This window comes from Paenibacillus chungangensis, assembly GCF_042675905.1.
GTDB lineage: Bacteria > Bacillota > Bacilli > Paenibacillales > Paenibacillaceae > Pristimantibacillus > Pristimantibacillus chungangensis.
The window spans coordinates 13,571-31,084 of the sequence record NZ_JBHTJZ010000021.1; the positions used below are offsets into that span (position 1 = coordinate 13,571).

Sequence of the window (17,514 nt, forward strand, 5' to 3'; positions counted from 1 at the left end):
TTCGGTGTTGTTCCTTGTCATTGTAGCTGGAATCGCTTACAGCTCACTAGACGGGGATGATGACTTTCATTGGTAACTTGATGACTTCCCCCTGCAATCACATATTTCTATAGGCTTCAAAATTCGGCTTCAAAATAAAAACGAGCTAATGCGGGGAGATAACCCGGTATTAGCTCGTTTGACGTATATTTCATACTGTTCACGTATGCCCCACTTTGGAGCTCCTGTGTAGGCTGCATACACTAATCGACTCATATGCCTCATTATGGAGCTCGGCGCACCACTCAAGCCGACGCTTCCGTCTCGCGTTCCAACGGGAAGCGCATTGCAACCATCGTCCCCTCTCCTGCCACACTCTCAATGTACAGCATGGCCGAGTCCCCATAATACAGCTTCAAGCGGCCCAGCACATTGCGCAGTCCGAACAGCTCCTTATGCTGCTGCTCCGTAATCGCCACCAGCTGCTCCCTGCTCTCCAGCCGCTTCAGCTCCCTCTTCATGTATGTCAGTCGATCCTCATCTATGCCTGCACCGTTATCCTGAACCGTCAAGCAGAGCATGCCGTCCTCCAGCGTGCTCGTGATGACCAATTCACCGCCCGATCCACGCTTCTCCAATCCGTGCAATATCGCATTCTCCACGATGGGCTGCAGCAGCAGCTTCAGCACGTGAATATCCTTCGTCTCCTCCGCGATATCGAAGCGCACCGTGAACTGGTCCATGAATCGGAACTGCTGGACGCGCAGATAATACATCAGATGTTCCAGCGTCTCGGATACCGTGAACGTTTCTCGTCCCTTGCTCAGATTGAGTCTGAAAAACTTAGACAAATTCAACACCATCTCGCTAATTTCGTCTGCTTCATAATTTTTAGCGGTCCAATAGATGGAATCCAACGTGTTATACAGAAAATGAGGGTTAATCTGTGAATGCAGAAATTTTAGCTCTGTCTTGCTAAGCTGCAGCTGATGCTCGTAAATATCCTGTATCAGCCGCTGCTGGTCGGCAATCATGCCGTTGAACGCTTCCGTCAATGCGCCGAATTCATCCTTCCTCGCATTGGTCAGACGTGTGCCGAACTTGCGAAGCCTCATCTGCTTCATTCCGTGCAGCAAGCTGGACAGCGGTGCGGCAATGCTCTTATAGACAACGAGTGAGATTAAAAATGCCAGCACCACGCTGAGCAAAATAATAATATTCGTGAATTGGGACAGCTGCCGCGATTCCTTATACAATTCGCCCTCGGGCTGCATCATGACCAGCGACCAGCCAGATTGCGCCGATTGCATTCGCCATACCAGCATGCCAGCCTCCACTCCAGCCGCCTTCCTGCCTTCCAAGTGTCTCCACTCGTCCTCCACATAAAGCTCGTTTGTGCCTGCAAGCAATCTTCCATCGGGTGAGTACAGATAGATAGAGGTATCCGGAGTTACCTGGAGCTGCTCGATCATGCCAAGCAGCTTATCCCGCGAGATCGTCAGAATGAGCACATTGGAAGCGCTATACAGCTTGTGCACATCCATAATGCGCATGAAGCTGACAGTCCCGTAACCGAATAATGGAGAAGGTTCTCCTTGTCTCATCGGCGCATACAGCACCGTTTTCCCTCCCGCCTGCTCCACTTCGGCGAACCATGACTCTTCCCGATAATCCAGCTTCCGCCCGCCGTGCTGGGTAGATAACAAGAAGCTTGAAGGTGTATGAAGAATCGATATTTCCTTCAGATAGCCGTTAATCGCTGTTATGTTAGTTAATCTGTCGATAATGTTGTAGAACCCATACAACTCGCTCGGCAGTAGAATGTCGGCGGCTTCATGAAGCACGGGCTCTATGCTATGATCTGAAGAGATAAGAGCTGATAGATTGTCCAAATCCTGCAGCACCAGATCGATATTGCTCAGCGCGGACTGAAGGCTGTTCAACGTCCGCTCATCGGTCTGCCCTTCCAAAATATCTGTTGATCTGAAATTCGCGAACAAACTGACCCCGACAAGTGGGATGAGAATAAACAGAAAATAGATCGTCAGGCGAAACTGAACGCGCTCCTGATACATATGGCGAAGCTTCCCGTACAATACCGTCACGGCCCCAGTCCCTCCCACGCCTTGCTGTCTCTGAACCATGCGTTCACTTCATTGGATATTTCCCAGCCGCCCTCTCTAATCCACTGCTTGACGAACTCATCGAACGCATTGCCCTGACTGATCCCCATAATAATCTGAGTGAACGCCTCGTCCTCCAGCTTCTGCAGCTTCGTCCCGTATCTTCCCATAGAGGGGGTCGGCGGTCCGCGAAAGTCGCTTCGCAGCACATGCGCCAGCACATACTCCACATTGTCGTTCATCTCATATTGCTTCCCTAGCGAGTCCAGCCGCTCCTTGCGTACGGCAGGATCATTAGGATCGGCGATCGCATGCAGCGTTCCGCGGTAGATATGCTCGTTATGCTTCCCTTCATCCGTTACCATGACGCCGTTATCCAAGTGCCATACCTCGCCCTGAAAGCCAAGCTTCAAATCCCGATAGCCTTTCCCGGCAATAAAGGCAAGCACCTGAATGACCTCTTTCGCATTCCCGCTTCCAGCGGGAATAACGCTATACGATTGCAGCAGATCGCGTTCAGCAGTACCCGACAGTCCATCCTTGCCTACGGGATAAGGAAGTCTGATCCACTGCGCGTCGGGGTCCTTCAGCATGTTGTCCAGTATCGGTCCTCGCGTGTCGAACCAATTGGCCGAGAACATCCCGACGCGACCATTGACGATTTTATTAACGAAGGTGCTGTTCTTGTTCAAGATGAATTCCCGATCCAATATCCCGTCTCCGTACAGCATGGCCAAAAAGCTCAGCGCTTCCTCCGTCTCTGGTAGAATACCGCTATAGACAAGCTCACCATCCACTTCCTTCCACTGCATAATACCGTTGACGCTGCGCGGTACGCCGAACGCCCCGAAGAACGGAGCGGTCCGCGACAAGCCGGCGGGCATAATCGTAATGCCCCATGTGTCGTCACGGCCATTGCCGTCGGGATCATCGTAAGTGAATGCCCGCATGACTTCGTAGTAATCCTCCAAAGTGACAGGAGGATCAAGTCCCAGCGCATCCAGCCAATCCTTCCGCGCATACATCACTTCATTGCCCGATACTTCGGTAAGACTGGGAACGGCATAGATATCACCATTGAATGTCACCCCATCCCACGCTTCTGGAGGAAACGCTTCCAATAGTTCGCTGCCGTATTGCTCCAGCAATCCTCCGAGGGGCATAAGCGCTCCCTCCTCGACGAATCGCGATACCCATGCGGGATCACTCGTATTAATCAAGTCGGGGTGGGCATCCGATGCCATGATCAAATTCAGCTTCTCTTGATAGCTGCTGTAGGGGGGCGCGATAATGGTAATATCAATCCCTGTATGCTGCTCGATGTAAGCCAGATAAGGATTGCTGTTGTCGTTCAACCCCTCCGGGAAAGTACGGTTGGCATTGAAGACGACAAACGATACGGCGCTATTCACGGAAGAAGCAGCGGTCCGTGCAACAGTTGACAGTGTATCGGAAGACTCTCCCTGAGAAGAACTGCCCTGCAGCTCCGCTTGCTGTTCCAGATTGCCTGATATACTTCCTTCACAGCTGGATAATGCGCTAATGACAAAGAAGCACAAGGGGATAAGCAACAGCTTGCGGCTTTTTGTCGCCGCTCGATGTATCGCCCCTGACTTAACAGACGTTCTCTGTCTTTGCATAGTCACGTATACCCTCCTCATATGTATGATCGTTTGATGCCTGCTCCCGAGTTCAGAACCGGGAAGAACTGCGTTGCCAGAGGTATAAAAAAACCGCCCCGCCGTAGACGGGACAGCTTCTCTTCCGATCAGGAATTGTAAAACTTAACTAACTCATCCGCCACCACGGATAACTCCGCATCAATTCGCTTCTGCCGCTGCTGCTTGTTGAACAGGATGGCGATCTGCTCCGGGAATTGCTGTTCGATACCGCACAACCGGATCGCTTCATCGAACTTCGCCGGATGAGCTGTCGCCAGCGACACCGTCACTTCGCCTGTCCCGGCGCATTTCTCCACAGCAGCTACACCGCATGCTGTGTGCGGGTCCAGCAGATAATCCGCTTTGGTTTTGTAATCCGATATCGTATCCAGGCATTCCTGACCCATCACGCCGTGAGCGGAGAAGTCGGCCTGCACCTTGCTAAGCAATTCCGGCGGCAGGACGATCTCGCCTTCCGTCTTGAAGTGCTCCATCAGCTTGCGAACTTGCGCGGCGTCCTCATTCAATACGTAATATAAATAACGCTCGAAGTTGCTCGCCACCTGAATGTCCATAGACGGACTGTAAGTGCTGCAGAATTCGCCAGGCATATACACACCTTCCTGCACGAATCTCTCCAGAATATTGTTCTCGTTCGTGGCCAATATAAGCTTGTTGATCGGCAGGCCCATTCGCTTGGCCAAGTAACCGGCAAATATGTCGCCGAAGTTGCCCGTCGGCACGCTGAAGTTAACGCGCTCGACAGACGTCTCCTGCTTCACGCGGAAGTAAGCATAGAAATAATACACCGTCTGCGCCATAATGCGGACGAAGTTAATGGAATTGATCGCAGCCAATTGATTGGCGGACTTGAAGTCCAGATCGGCGAACAATTCCTTAATCATGCGCTGGCAATCGTCAAAGTTGCCGTCAACGGACAGGTTCAGCACATTGTCGTCCTGTACAGTTGTCATTTGCAGCTCCTGCACCTTGCTGACCTTGCCATGAGGATGCAGAATGCATATTTTAATGCCCTCTTTGCCCCTTACGCCTTCAATGGCGGAAGCGCCGGTATCCCCTGACGTCGCGCCGAGAATATGAATTTTCTTGTTGTATTTGGTTGCGACATACGAATACAGCTGCCCCATGAATTGCAGGGCGATATCCTTGAATGCGAACGTCGGCCCGTGGAACAACTCCAGCAAGTACGTGCCTTCGTACAGCTTGCGAACAGGCGTCACTTCATCATGACGGAATGTGGAATAACTGGCTTCCACCATCTGCTTCAGGTCTTCTTCGGGAATTTCGCCATTCGTATAATAGGAGAATATCGCCATAACCAGCTCTTGGTAACTGAGCTGCTCCCACTGCTGCAACGTCTCCGTCGATATGACAGGAATTTCATTTGGCACGAGCAAGCCGCCATCGTTGCCCAGCCCCATCATGAACGCATCGATAAATCCAATATTGCCAACTTTGCCTCGCGTGCTGATATAGTCCATAAATCGATCCTCCTACTTGCCACCGCCATTATGCGGAATAGCTCTTGTTAGCATTTTATCATCGTTTGATGTGAAATTGAATTGCTAATCGAGAAAACTTCTATTAGGGAAGCTCGAAGAAGTCCGACCGCCCCCGTAGAATGATTATATAGGTGCAAGGTGCACCGCTGCATGACCGCCGTATTTTTTTACCATACTAACACATACTGCAACATAAATGGAACCCTGCACGTTAATAGTACTGAGTTTCGGCCAAACTTAATTACATCAGGGAGATGAACAACGATGAAGAAGAGAATATTGAATATGCTTATGATTGTAGCAATGGGTGTTGCACTGGCGGCTTGCGGTGCCGATCAGACAAATTCCAACAGTAATAACGGTGCCAACACGAACGCGAATTTGGAACCCGGCGAAGGAAACGCTGGCAACAACCAGGCCGAGGGAAACAACCAGACCGATAGCAACACGAGCAATGATAGCGACAATACAACAGGTGACAGTGCAGCAGAAGCCTCCACCACTCAAGAAGTGATTGATGCCATATTGGCCCAAGTGGAGCAGCCTGCTCAAATTTCCCTGGAAGGAGAGCAAGTAAAGGATTTCTATCATATAGATCCTGCCCTTCTGGAAGACTATACGATTAAGATCCCTATGATGAATGTGAAAACAAACGAGCTCGCACTTCTGAAGGTGAAGAATGAGGCGGATATCCAAGCTGTCGTTGAAGGCATAGAAAAACGGGCTGAAAACGTGCAAAAGCAGTTCGAAACCTATTTGCAGGATCAATATGAGAACGCAAAAAACTATAAAGTAGAAACAAAAGGAAATTATGTGTTGTTTGTCATTTCAGAAGAAGCCGATAAAATGGTGGAACAATTTCACGCACTAGTCAAGTAATCTGCGGATATGGTATTTAGCAGCCTACTCTTTTTATTTCTTTTTTTGCCGTCTGTGATCATTGTCTATTATTCGGCTCCCCGCCGTGTCAAAAACGTGATTTTGCTTATTGCCAGTCTGATTTTCTACGCGTGGGGGGAGCCTGTCTATATTTTACTGATGTTGTTCTCGACGTTCGCGGATTATTTCTTCGGATTGCTGATGGAGAGAGCGACAATCGGAAGATTGTGGCGAAAATGGGTGGTGGCGCTCTCGGTCTTCGTCAACTTGGCTGTGCTGGGATTTTTCAAATATGCAGATTTCCTCATAGCTAACTTGAATGCATGGCTGGGTACGACGATCCCGCCGTCAGATCTGCCGCTTCCAATCGGGATATCATTCTATACCTTCCAATCGATGTCTTACATCATCGACGTCTATCGCGGCAAAACCAAAGCTCAACGCAATTGGCTGGACTTCGCGACTTATGTTTCCTTGTTTCCACAGCTCGTTGCAGGTCCTATCGTTCAATACGGCGCAATCGCGAATCAACTCCGCGATCGCGTCATGAACAATGCTTTGTTCGCCGAAGGCATACGCCGGTTTATCACCGGATTAGCCAAGAAAGTGCTTCTGGCCAACAATATAGGCTTGCTATGGCAGACCGTATCCAGTCACAGTGCAGATACGATGCCCGCATTGACCGCATGGATAGGCATCCTGGCATTTGCCTTTCAAATCTACTTCGATTTCAGCGGTTATTCCGATATGGCGATCGGGCTGGGCATGATGTTCGGCTTTCGTTTCAATGAGAATTTCAATAAGCCTTACATCGCGCAGAGCATTACTGACTTTTGGCGTCGCTGGCATATTTCCCTAAGCAGCTGGTTCAGAGATTACGTATACATACCGCTGGGCGGGAACAGGCGAGGACTGCTCATACAGCTTCGCAATATTCTGATTGTCTGGATGCTGACGGGCATTTGGCATGGAGCCAGTTGGAACTTTTTAGTGTGGGGCTTATATTTTGGCGTCATTCTGATGGCAGAGAAATGGATTGTGCTTCGCCTGCTGAAGCGAATACCGCGCTGGCTCAGACACAGCTATGCCTTATTCCTCATTTTGATGGGATGGGTATTGTTCGCATTTGATGAACTGTCGAGAGGGATGGCTTACTTTATGGCTTTACTCGGCGGCAATGGGGCTCCGCTCTGGAATGGTGAATCGCTCTATTTGCTATACACGAACACCATTCTGCTAGTATTGCTCATTGCCGCTTCCCTACCCATACGCGAGATTGCGCAGCGTCATGATATCCGTATCCATCCAATACTGGGACTCGGCTGGCACGCGATGCTGTTGCTAGCATCTGTCGCTTATCTCGTGGACGCTACATTCAATCCATTCCTTTATTTCCGGTTTTAGGAGGAGAATCGCCGTTATGAGCATTAATCGCATCTATATTTGGGGATTCGTTGGCACGCTCGGCCTATTCGGCTTAATGTTTTTCTTACTGCCGAAGCATGCCTTCTCCGAGCTGGAAAACCGCCCTTTGCAGCAGGCTCCCACCCTTAACTGGGATCATATCCTATCGAAGCGGTTCGCAGAGGATACGGAAACTTATTTGTCCGATCACTTCCCGCTTCGCGACAAGTGGGTGTCCGCCAAGTCATTCCTTGAGCAGCTCCGGCTGCAAAAGGAGAACAACGGGATCTATTTAGGCAAAGACGGTTACTTGTTCGAAAAATTCAATGAGCCGGACTGGGCGCAAGTGAAAGCCTATACAGATGCATTGAATCAGTTCGTCACTGTCCATTCCGACGCCAATATATCACTCCTGCTTGCTCCGAATGCGATAGGCATGTATCCGGAACGATTGCCCGCACTGGCTCCCGCTTATTCACAGCGTGAGGTGAATGAGGAGATCGGCGAACAACTGAACGAAGCATTATTATACTTGAATGGCTTTGACATACTTAGCCCTGCTGCCTACGATACTGAACCCATATATTATCGAACCGATCATCACTGGACAACATACGGCGCCTATCTTGCTTATCAGGCTTACGCCCAAGCTATGGGCTGGGAGCCACTGCCGCAGGAAGCATTCAACATTGAAATCGTCAGCGACACATTCCTCGGAAGCTATCATACGAAGGGGCAGTTCCGCGGCGTAAAGCCGGATTACATTCAGAAATATACGCCTATCGTTCCTGTGTCTTCAGAAATATACATTAGGGATACAGACACTGTCGCTAATAGCTTATATGATGAAGAATTTTTGAATAAAAAAGATCAATATGCCTTTTTCCAAGGCGGCGTGCATGCCGTCATGCAGGTTACAAGTAAGCTTGCTGCGACGGAAGCCGACATAGACAAATTGCTCATCATCAAAGACTCCTATGCGCACAGCATGCTGCCCTTCCTTGTCCATCATGCCAAGGAAATTCATATGCTGGATATTCGATTTTATAACGGGAGCTTCAGTAGCTATATGAAGGATAACGGCATTACAGACGCACTGCTGCTGTTCAACACGGCTACTTTCGTAGAGGAGCGCAGTCTGCTGAAACTCAAGTACTGAGGTGTGATCAGAACAGCTCCAACTGTTCCACATCCGGTGGTGACGGCTCTGGAATCGGATCGCTGCCGTCCGGACGCTTCTGTCCCAGCAGCTGCATCATTTCCTTGGCATTGCGGGCCGCATCTCCACCGGAATTATTGTTGAAGATAACGCATACCCGCCTGCACTGCTGCTCCAGCTCGATCAGCTTGTCTCGCCACTCCATCAGCTCGGCTTCGTTGTACCGATACAAGTAGCGGACCTCGCGCCAATTCGGCGCACTTGCCGCATTCCATCCTGAGACATTGCGACCGTGCATACGCAGGATCGTCACATCTGGGGTCGTCGCTTGCAACACGGTCGGGATGCTCCCCGTTCCCGCCTGCGGCTCATCGCACACGCTATGTATCCATCCTTCCTCTTCCATGAACGCGAGCGTCCGTTCCCGCATCTCTCCATGGAACCAGCTCTGATGGCGGAACTCCAGTGCACACGGAATGCCTTCCATCCTTTGCTTCGTATACTTCAGCAGCTTGACATGATGACTGTTGCAATCGAACCAGGGCGGATACTGGAACAATACGGCTGTCAATCTCCCGCTGTGTATGGCTGGCTCCAGCATACGCTTGAACGCTTCCGCCATATCGCCGTTCTCTTGCTTGCCGGAGCCGCCTCGTTGATGGCCGGTCATCCCGCCATACGCCTTCACTACGAATTGCAGTGAGTCTCTCGTATTCTCCACCCACTTGGCGAATCGGTCTCGAGATTGAATCGCGTAGAATGTGCTGTCTACCTCCACCACCGGGAAGTGTTCGCCATACACCTTCAGCTTGTCTCCCGGCTTGGTGCCGGTCTCATACAGATCGTCATGATCGCCCCAGCCGGCCAGTCCAATCTCAATCGTCACATTCACACCTCCCATCTCCATAGTCGCTTATGTCGCTTATGTCGCTTATGTCGCTCCAAAGCCACTCCGAAGCAAATCACATTTATAGCCAACTCATAGCAGTTTCGAATATGTGCTGCTTCACTCACTTGACAAGTTGGTCCCTCGCCACTGCACTCACTTATCTAACTTAACCGCCTTCTGTACAATTTTTCGTACAAATCACGTCCGCACGAGCCTCATTTGCTGCCTTTTGTACGATTTTTCATACAAATCACGTCCCCTCGGGCATCATCTGCCGCCTTTTGTACGTTTTTTCGTACAAATCACGTCCGCACGAGCCTCATTTGCTCCCTTTTGTACGATTTTTCGTACAAATCACGTCCGCACGAGCCTCATTTGCTCCCTTTTGTACGATTTTTCATACAAATCACGTCCGCTCGGGCATCATTTGCCGCCTTTTGTACGATGTTTCGTACAAATCACGTCCGCACGAGCCTCATTTGCTGCCTTTTGTACGATTTTTCGTACAAATCACGTCCGCACGAGCCTCATTTGCTCCCTTTTGTACGATTTTTCGTACAAATCACGTCCGCACGAGCCTCATTTGCTGCCTTCTGTACGATTTTTCGTACAAATCACGTCTTCATCGGCCTCATCTGCTGCATTTTGTACGATTTTTCGTACAAATCACGTCCGCACGAGCCTCATCTGCTGCCTTTTGTACGATTATTCATACAAAGGCAGTTTTGCAGCTTCCTTTCAGCCAGCCCATCACATGTTATTCCATCGCCAGTCAATATGTCCCAGCGCCTACTTGCTCACATACTCATAGTCAGCGAAGGCGGCCGCTTGTCCTCTGTATATTCCTTCCGAATCAACAACATTCCAGACAGTCGCGCGCTTTATATAGAACCGCTTTCCTATACTGGATACGCGTATTCCCGTATAATTATCGACATATCCGTCACTTGTCACACGCGCCATGAATTGAGCTCTCTCCTCCCGCTCCATCGGCTCCGCCGTCAACCGTGAAGGCGTCCTTGTGAACACATCCCACTCCAACTCCCATAACTTCAGCGTCACGTTATTCCCGTAATTCAATATGGGATCGTCCTCGGTGCCATGCGACAAGACAATAAGCTTCGAGCTGTCTAGCTGCTCCAACGCGCTTCTCCCGAATTCCAGCGGAATCAGCGCCTTACCCGTCCAATGCCGATAGCTGTTTATGAGCAGCATCGCATGATTTTCCAGATCAAGAGCCGACTTCCGTTCCAACATTATGTCCTTCCCCTTTCAGTCGATCATCACTTTCGCGTGCCTCATTCCATTTCCATTATCATTCTACTATGAATCTATCCTTCCAGCTATTTCTCTAGCTATTTCTCCAGCTATCCCTCCAACTATTTCTCGAGCTATTTCTCGAGCTATCCCTCCAGATATCCCTCTAACTATTTCTCCAACTATTCCTCCACTATAATTGTCAACTTCCCGCCGCTCGCTATCTTATATTCCTCTTCATCATCCTCATCGGCGCTTCTCTTCAGCTCAAATTCCGCTTCCCCCCTAATCTCATATTCACCTGCAGGAAACGGCGCTTCCGTCCATACACCTATCGGATTATTCTCTTCGCCCTTCGCATATGCCTGTACGCCCGAATATACATGAAGCAATGGCTCACCCGGACGCAGAGTCGTGTGCAGAAGCGGCTGGGCCATCACGAACACAAAGCCGTAAGTATTAGCAGTATCCCGCACATCGTAATAAAAGGGCGAAGCCGCATGGGCAATCGTGACCGATTCCTTGTCTCCCTTATACTCCAACTCCCCGATGACCGGCACACTTTCTCCTTCCTTATAGACTTCCCGTTCGACACATAAGCGATATATAAAATCCGTCGTCACTGATTCAATACACTGGCGCGAAGTCACGTCAACTTCCGTACTTAGCACATTGTCGCCGGCGAGTGACACTTCCGTCGCATTCATCCCCTTTATCCCAGTACTCTCTCCCTTTCCTCCTTCAGATACTGCTGGCACTGTGCATCCTTGCAGCACTAACGTCCCCACTATCGCGCTGATCATGAACATTTTCCTGTACATGTCACTCACTCCTTTCCCCTCAAGACGATAATTGTAAAGAAAAGGTTCCTCAGAGTCTGTACCGCTATAACATTCGTCCACAGGAAAACAGGTCAGCCCTCCGACTGACCTGCTATCGATAGCGACGGAACATAGGAGTGCATCAAGCGTTGTACCTGTCGTTCCCCTCACTTCGCATAAGAGCCCAGCTCATCACGGAGAATAAATCCTCCTCCGCCATGCAATCGACGTCCGCTCTCGACATGGGCAATAATCGCTCTCCTTAAACTCGTATCCCCTTGATCCTTCGTTATATCCAGCGTACCGCTTCCGAACACCCTTTCATACGTCTCCCTCTCGTCAGACTTCACGGGCAGCAGGTGAAAGTCTCTCTGGAACTTGACTATGTTGGATTGGGCTGGCAATATCGCCTGCAATTGCGCGTCTAGCAGCCAAGAGGTGCAGACGAACACGTGGAACGGCTGCTCCGGGAAATACGTGCTATAGAACGAAATGGCCTCTTCCATGGACGCTCGGCACAACTCATGATCCAGCTTGCTTCCCTCCGCAATATGCACTTCCAGTGCGCAATCGCCCCGGCGCAGCACCGGCTTCCACTCACTGGCCGACAAGTATGCTTCTTCGTCGTGCGCCAGTCCTTCTCCGTTGATCGGAAGACCGGTGAAGCCTTCATCCTCTGCCTGGAACCGGGCAATACGCTTGAACCGATCCTCTTCATAAATGCCGTTCGTGCCATCTACCCGGCCATCCATGCGATAACTCACACCGCCTTCGGACAATGCCAACAGGCGGCCATCGTGCATATGACGGAACACAACAGCGGCATACGGGAATCGGCTTAGCTTGAATTGCAATCGTCCCAGCCGGAACAGCCTGCCCCCGAGATGATTGAACAGCCAGCCCAGATTGCTGACGCCCCATTCTCCGTGCTCACGATAATGATGAACCATCCATATCGAAAGATCGCTCATCGTATGCACGAAGATAGCGTCAGGAATGGTCAGCTTGCGATAATACCGATAGGTCCATGGCATCATTTGAAGGAGCAGCAAAGCAGCGAGCATGCCATCCTTGCTGCCCATCATATGGTTAGCATGCTGACTGTGCTTACGCAGTTGCTCACCAATATAGTCGGAAATGCGGTCAAAGTCCTCCATCGGTGCCGCTTCAAGCCTCTGCGCAACAGCTGCAACTATCGCTAGCAGCGTCGCATCTTCACGTACGATCGCCGCCGCATCACGGAATGCCTCAGCGATCTGGCTATCCAACTGCAGGAATGAAGCGGCCTCCGCTATGTATATATCGTCCAAGCAGTTGTTGTGATTGTGGAACACGGCTTTTGCATTCATGGCACTCTCTCCTCCAGAATAATACTGTGCGTTACCATTTCTAGGCGATGCAGCCCGTCTCCTTCTCTCCTTCCGACAAACCAAACCATTACGATTCAATTATCGGAAGCTGTACAAGCATGCAGCTCATATAAAAGACCCCGCACTCCGAGATGGCAGGAGCTGCGAGGTCTTTTCATTCAACCTTTATATAACTTATTGATAGGTATGTGCAGAAGATTACGCCTGGAATGCTGCGTTATAACAGCGCCTGCACACCGGCTTGTAATCCTCGTTGCCGCCGATCTGGATCTGGTCGCCGGTATTGACCGGCACACCGTCGCGGTAGCGAAGCACCATCGTCGCTTTACGGTCGCAATACCAGCAGATCGTCTTGATTTCTTCTATTTTGTCAGCCTGTGCCAGCAAGTAGTAGCTGCCTTCGAACAAGCGATTCTGGAAGTCATTCTTCAAACCGAATGCCATAACGGGTATGGTAAGCTCGTCCACAACGCGAGTTAGCTGCAGCACATGCCGCTTGCTGAGAAATTGCGCTTCATCTACCAGCACGCAATAGATGCTCTTCACCCCGGCTTCGGCGATGCGGGAGCTGACGCTGCGGAACAGATCGGTCTCGTCATATACGGGAATCGCCTTCCGCTGAAAGCCTGCACGAGACCCGATCTGCTGCGCGCTCTCTCTCGCGCTTACTGCAGGAGAAAAAATAAGTACCGGCTTGCCTTGCTCCTCATAATTGTGAGCGACCTTTATAATCTCGAAGGACTTGCCGCTATTCATCGTGCCATACTTGTAATACAGCTGCGCCACATTCATCTCTCCTCATTACATAGGCGTGGCTCTATTGTACTCCTTCGCGGCTTCCTTTTCCTTATCGCTGGAGAATATCCAGCCGCATACCGCGATGATGACAAGCACGGCATAGAAGGTCACTTTCCACCCCGTCGACTCCGCAAAGTCGTGCGGAATGACATGCAGGGACGGATGCGCCAGTGTATGCACGCCAAGCTTCACGCCAACCCAGCCAACGATGAAGAATGCCGCTATCTCCAGTCCAGGCTTACGCTCCAGCAGCTTTACGAATACAGTGGCCGCGAACCGCATAATGAGCAATCCGATGAATCCACCCAGGAAGATCACGATGAAGTGACCGCCGTCCATACCGCCGATATTCGGCAGGTTCGTCGTCGGAAGTGCTACTGCCAGCGCTACGGCTGCAAGTATGGAGTCTACGGCGAAGGCGATATCCGCTACTTCAACCTTGAATACCGTCATCCAAAAGCTGCTTCCCTTCTTCGCATCGCTCTTCTTGACGCCGGCCTCTTCCTCACCCTTCTTGATAATTAGCTTGCGGAAGATATGATTCGCTGCGATGAATAGCAGATAGATGGCGCCAATCGCTTGCACTTGCCATATATCGACCAGGAACGAGATCGCGAACAGCGATGCGAAGCGGAAGACAAAGGCACCTGCCAGACCGTAAAACAGCGCCTTTTTTCTTTGCTCATCGGGTAGATGCTTAACCATAATCGCCAGCACCAGCGCATTATCCGCAGCCAGCAGCCCCTCCAGCGCAATTAATACGATTAGCACCCAACCGTATTCCAATAATAATCCGAAATCCATTCAACATTCCCCCCGTTTCTATACAACGCTGCCTCGTCCCCCTTTAAACGCAAAAAGACCTTTGCCAAAACAACTGGCAAAGGTCTTGCTAACAATGTCGTCATGTCGACGTTGCCAATAAAGCCGGGGAAATGACATTTCCCGAAATGACGACTTTATCGTATAAGCTACTCCCCTTTGGAGTTTTTTACGTTATATGAGATTAAACGATCACGTTGCTTAACTATTTCTAACGTTGCGCTCTCAAAAAAGTTTCGCTTTTTTTAAAATTTTTTTTTCGTTTGCTGTAGCCACCTTTTTGCACCGCTGTCACTATGCCTGTACTTGTTAACTACAGATTATCTGAATCCGCACACGATTCAATGAGATTATGTTATGATAATGGTCAATTGATCAACTAATGTATTCAAATCTAATCTAATCCGTTCGATCGGCAAGAAAGGAATCGAGGTCATGTCATTACAAGAAATTAACGAAGAAAAATGTGAGCAGCTTAGTCAAGTGGATATCGGCAAAGCAGCTATCCTATTCTCAACTCCCCTCTGCGGCACCTGTAAAGTGGCGGAGCGAATGCTGGAAGTTGTCCAAGCGGCGAATGTCACTTATCCTATCTATAAAATCAATATCAACTTCGCTCCCCGCTATCGCGAGTTATGGCAAATTTCCAGCATCCCTTGCCTTGTTGTGCTGCAGAACGGGAAGGTCGAATCGCGGACTTACGCTATGCAGTCCGTTGACCATATCTACAAGCTGCTGCGTTAACAACTATCGCAACCGTCCTCGCTCCGCAATCATGAGGCCTTCCTGTTATAGACAAAAACCGCGGCTATGAAGCACGCGGTCAATCATGTCATTCATTACAGTAAAGAAATACTATCTTGTGTATTGCCTTATACCTGCTTACTGCTCGATAACCTCATAGCCTTGCTCCTCCAGCATCGTCACGATGCCGTGCTCACCCAGCATATGCAGTGCACCTGCGATAACGAAGTAATCCTGCTGCTCTTCATCATTCAGGTAGGAGATGACCTTGTCCGTCATTACTTCATTCCGATCCACCAGCATAGCTTGATAGTACTCTTCGACCAGCTTCATGTCGTTCACCAGCTTCAGCAACGTTTCGCTGTCTCCATTCTTCCACATATCAAGCAAGACGCTAACGCTGGCTTCTTCGTCGAAGAAGTGATTGATGGATTGCAGAAGCATGGATTCTGACAATTCCTCGGAAAATCCGCTCAACATTGTGAGTTGCGACTCAATTGATTCAAGCTCTTGAATCGGCATTTCCCGAACTACTGCCTGACCTGTGAAATACTGATCAATGCCGAATGCCGCATTATAGCCTTCCATTTGCATTTTGACTGCTTCAAGACCGGTCTGAATCGCCCATGGCTTGAACGGATCGAACGTTGTAACCGGAATTTCGAGCTGTTCCAGCAGTTCTTGCAGCTTGGCATACGTATCTTCGGAAATATGATCAGACAAAATGGTGCCGTCGCTGTATTCGCTAAGTTCTGCGTTCAATGCGGCAACCTCTTCTGTATTGATCTTCGTCATATCGATCTCCGTAACCAGAATATCGGAATTGGCGAATGCCTCCTCGATCACGGGACGCAGTGGATACATGTCCTCGTCGCCCAGGTGGATGGAGCCAAGCAGGTATACCTCTGCTTCTCCCTTCTGTACCTTCCACATAAAGCCGTGGCTAGGTGTCTCGAGGACAAAATAAAGAACTCCTTCTTCCGTCTTCAGCTCCAGCTTATGTCCGGTTACCAATGCCATGAATTCGGCAGGTGCATAAGCCGTACCGGATTGAATAAACAACGCGCTGCCGAGTTCCACCTCTTGTCCATTGACAACGACTTGTGCGGTATCAATAGGGAAGGCAATGGATACATCATCCATACTGGCAGTTGCCGTTCTCGTCTCACTGTCCCATGCGATCTCGAAACCTAACCCTTCCAGATAAAGCCTGATCGGGACATAGGCCACTTCTTCTCGCACGAGCGCCGAGCCATCACCTTCTTCAAGCTCCACTCCGTTGAGCCATACTTTCAGCTTTTCTTCCGTCAGCTGCGCTTGCGCTCCAGTAGTAAACGTCAATACCATTACAATTGTCAACAATAAAGCCGAAATTTTTCTCTTCATCCTTCTCCGCTCTCCTTCGTCATAGATCCATACAAGGATCTTATAGTATAGATATGTACGTCATGCATGTGTATATACTGTTTATATCTATATACACAGTATAAAAAGGAACAACTTTCCTGTCAACTGGTAGATGCGAAACTGCTAGAAATCGACAAATAAACAGCCAAAGTTCTTACCACCATCCTTTAATGATGAACGATGAAGTAATTATCTTCTATAGTTCAAACAAACAAAAAAGCAGTTCAATTTCTGCTTGTGATTAGTTTGATGGTAGCCAGTATTCCACTAGCTTCAGCAGCCGAATCAAACTCAGAACTGATAGTATATGATCAAACACATTCAAAAAAATTCACAGCAGCCACTAAAGCAGCATTTTCAGCAGCTTTTGCTGCTTGGGCAAAAAAATATATACGGGCCCTGGAGAGAGGTTCTTGCAGTAGCAGTAGGGGGGTACGCTGTTTATTATTTTATAAATGATGAGACTGAGGATTTATACACTTTTATTAAATATTATTATCGCGAATTAGGAGAAGGTTTTTTCGACCACAACGGCACATTCATTGGAGACTATGAAATAAAAAAAGAAATAAGAGTTACAGCCAATTCTGATGGTACTGGTGGAAATGTCTCTACTGATGAACGAGAATCCTCAATTATAGAGCCTTGGTTCTAGGGTGAATAAATTGGCGATTTTGA

Annotated in this window: 15 protein-coding genes; 5 read left to right on the forward strand and 10 right to left on the reverse strand. The window is 49.4% G+C overall.

Annotated features, from left to right (window positions below; translation table 11 throughout):
- Nucleotides 1-284 precede the first annotated feature (284 nt).
- The 3 genes from ACFQ2I_RS13685 to thrC form a co-directional block, all read right to left on the reverse strand.
- Nucleotides 285-2,084, reverse strand: a complete 1,800-nt coding sequence (locus ACFQ2I_RS13685; RefSeq protein ID WP_377564938.1) for a cache domain-containing sensor histidine kinase — start codon at nucleotides 2,082-2,084, stop codon at nucleotides 285-287.
- Entirely contained in the window at nucleotides 2,081-3,742 is a 1,662-nt protein-coding gene (locus ACFQ2I_RS13690) for an extracellular solute-binding protein (RefSeq protein WP_377565045.1), read from the reverse strand. The genes ACFQ2I_RS13685 and ACFQ2I_RS13690 overlap by 4 nt, the downstream gene beginning before the upstream one ends.
- Nucleotides 3,743-3,870: 128 nt before the next feature.
- Nucleotides 3,871-5,265 (reverse strand): threonine synthase, encoded by a 1,395-nt coding sequence (thrC, locus tag ACFQ2I_RS13695; RefSeq protein ID WP_377564939.1) that lies wholly within the window; start codon nucleotides 5,263-5,265, stop codon nucleotides 3,871-3,873.
- A gap of 285 nt (nucleotides 5,266-5,550) precedes the next feature.
- Between thrC and ACFQ2I_RS13700 the strand changes: the two genes are divergently transcribed.
- From ACFQ2I_RS13700 to ACFQ2I_RS13710, 3 genes are read left to right on the forward strand one after another with little or no spacing between them, the layout of a single operon-like run.
- Entirely contained in the window at nucleotides 5,551-6,165 is a 615-nt protein-coding gene (locus ACFQ2I_RS13700) for a DUF4358 domain-containing protein (protein WP_377564941.1), read from the forward strand.
- 9 nt (nucleotides 6,166-6,174) lie between these two features.
- Complete coding sequence (locus tag ACFQ2I_RS13705) at nucleotides 6,175-7,569, forward strand: MBOAT family O-acyltransferase (protein ID WP_377564943.1); 1,395 nt, start codon at nucleotides 6,175-6,177, stop codon at nucleotides 7,567-7,569.
- A gap of 16 nt (nucleotides 7,570-7,585) precedes the next feature.
- Nucleotides 7,586-8,728, forward strand: coding sequence for a DHHW family protein (locus tag ACFQ2I_RS13710; protein WP_377564945.1), 1,143 nt, complete (start codon nucleotides 7,586-7,588; stop codon nucleotides 8,726-8,728).
- Nucleotides 8,729-8,735: 7 nt separating this feature from the next.
- Here ACFQ2I_RS13710 and ACFQ2I_RS13715 read toward each other — a convergent pair whose 3' ends face one another.
- From ACFQ2I_RS13715 to ACFQ2I_RS13740, 6 genes are all read right to left on the reverse strand, one after another.
- Complete coding sequence (locus ACFQ2I_RS13715; RefSeq protein WP_377564946.1) at nucleotides 8,736-9,635, reverse strand: DUF72 domain-containing protein; 900 nt, start codon at nucleotides 9,633-9,635, stop codon at nucleotides 8,736-8,738.
- 771 nt (nucleotides 9,636-10,406) lie between these two features.
- A complete protein-coding gene (locus ACFQ2I_RS13720) occupies nucleotides 10,407-10,874 on the reverse strand; it encodes an MEKHLA domain-containing protein (protein WP_377564947.1) in 468 nt (155 codons plus the stop codon).
- Nucleotides 10,875-11,056: 182 nt separating this feature from the next.
- The gene (locus ACFQ2I_RS13725) at nucleotides 11,057-11,695 is read right to left on the reverse strand and encodes a hypothetical protein (protein WP_377564948.1); all 639 of its coding nucleotides are present in this window, start codon (nucleotides 11,693-11,695) and stop codon (nucleotides 11,057-11,059) included.
- Between the two features lie 167 nt (nucleotides 11,696-11,862).
- Nucleotides 11,863-13,044: an acyltransferase domain-containing protein gene (locus ACFQ2I_RS13730; protein WP_377564949.1), complete on the reverse strand. Its 1,182-nt coding sequence runs from the start codon at nucleotides 13,042-13,044 to the stop codon at nucleotides 11,863-11,865.
- A gap of 219 nt (nucleotides 13,045-13,263) precedes the next feature.
- A complete protein-coding gene (locus ACFQ2I_RS13735; protein WP_377564950.1) occupies nucleotides 13,264-13,851 on the reverse strand; it encodes a thymidine kinase in 588 nt (195 codons plus the stop codon).
- A 15-nt stretch (nucleotides 13,852-13,866) separates the two neighbouring features.
- Nucleotides 13,867-14,667: a TerC family protein gene (locus ACFQ2I_RS13740; protein ID WP_377564951.1), complete on the reverse strand. Its 801-nt coding sequence runs from the start codon at nucleotides 14,665-14,667 to the stop codon at nucleotides 13,867-13,869.
- Nucleotides 14,668-15,120: 453 nt separating this feature from the next.
- Between ACFQ2I_RS13740 and ACFQ2I_RS13745 the strand changes: the two genes are divergently transcribed.
- The gene (locus ACFQ2I_RS13745; RefSeq protein ID WP_377564952.1) at nucleotides 15,121-15,429 is read left to right on the forward strand and encodes a thioredoxin family protein; all 309 of its coding nucleotides are present in this window, start codon (nucleotides 15,121-15,123) and stop codon (nucleotides 15,427-15,429) included.
- 138 nt (nucleotides 15,430-15,567) lie between these two features.
- On the opposite strand, the gene ACFQ2I_RS13750 is transcribed toward ACFQ2I_RS13745, so the two are convergent.
- Nucleotides 15,568-16,815, reverse strand: a complete 1,248-nt coding sequence (locus ACFQ2I_RS13750) for a TraB/GumN family protein (RefSeq protein ID WP_377564953.1) — start codon at nucleotides 16,813-16,815, stop codon at nucleotides 15,568-15,570.
- Between the two features lie 328 nt (nucleotides 16,816-17,143).
- On the opposite strand from ACFQ2I_RS13750, the gene ACFQ2I_RS13755 reads away from it, so the two are divergent.
- On the forward strand, nucleotides 17,144-17,491 hold the full coding sequence (locus ACFQ2I_RS13755) for a hypothetical protein (protein ID WP_377564954.1): 348 nt from the start codon (nucleotides 17,144-17,146) through the stop codon (nucleotides 17,489-17,491).
- Nucleotides 17,492-17,514: the final 23 nt, after the last annotated feature.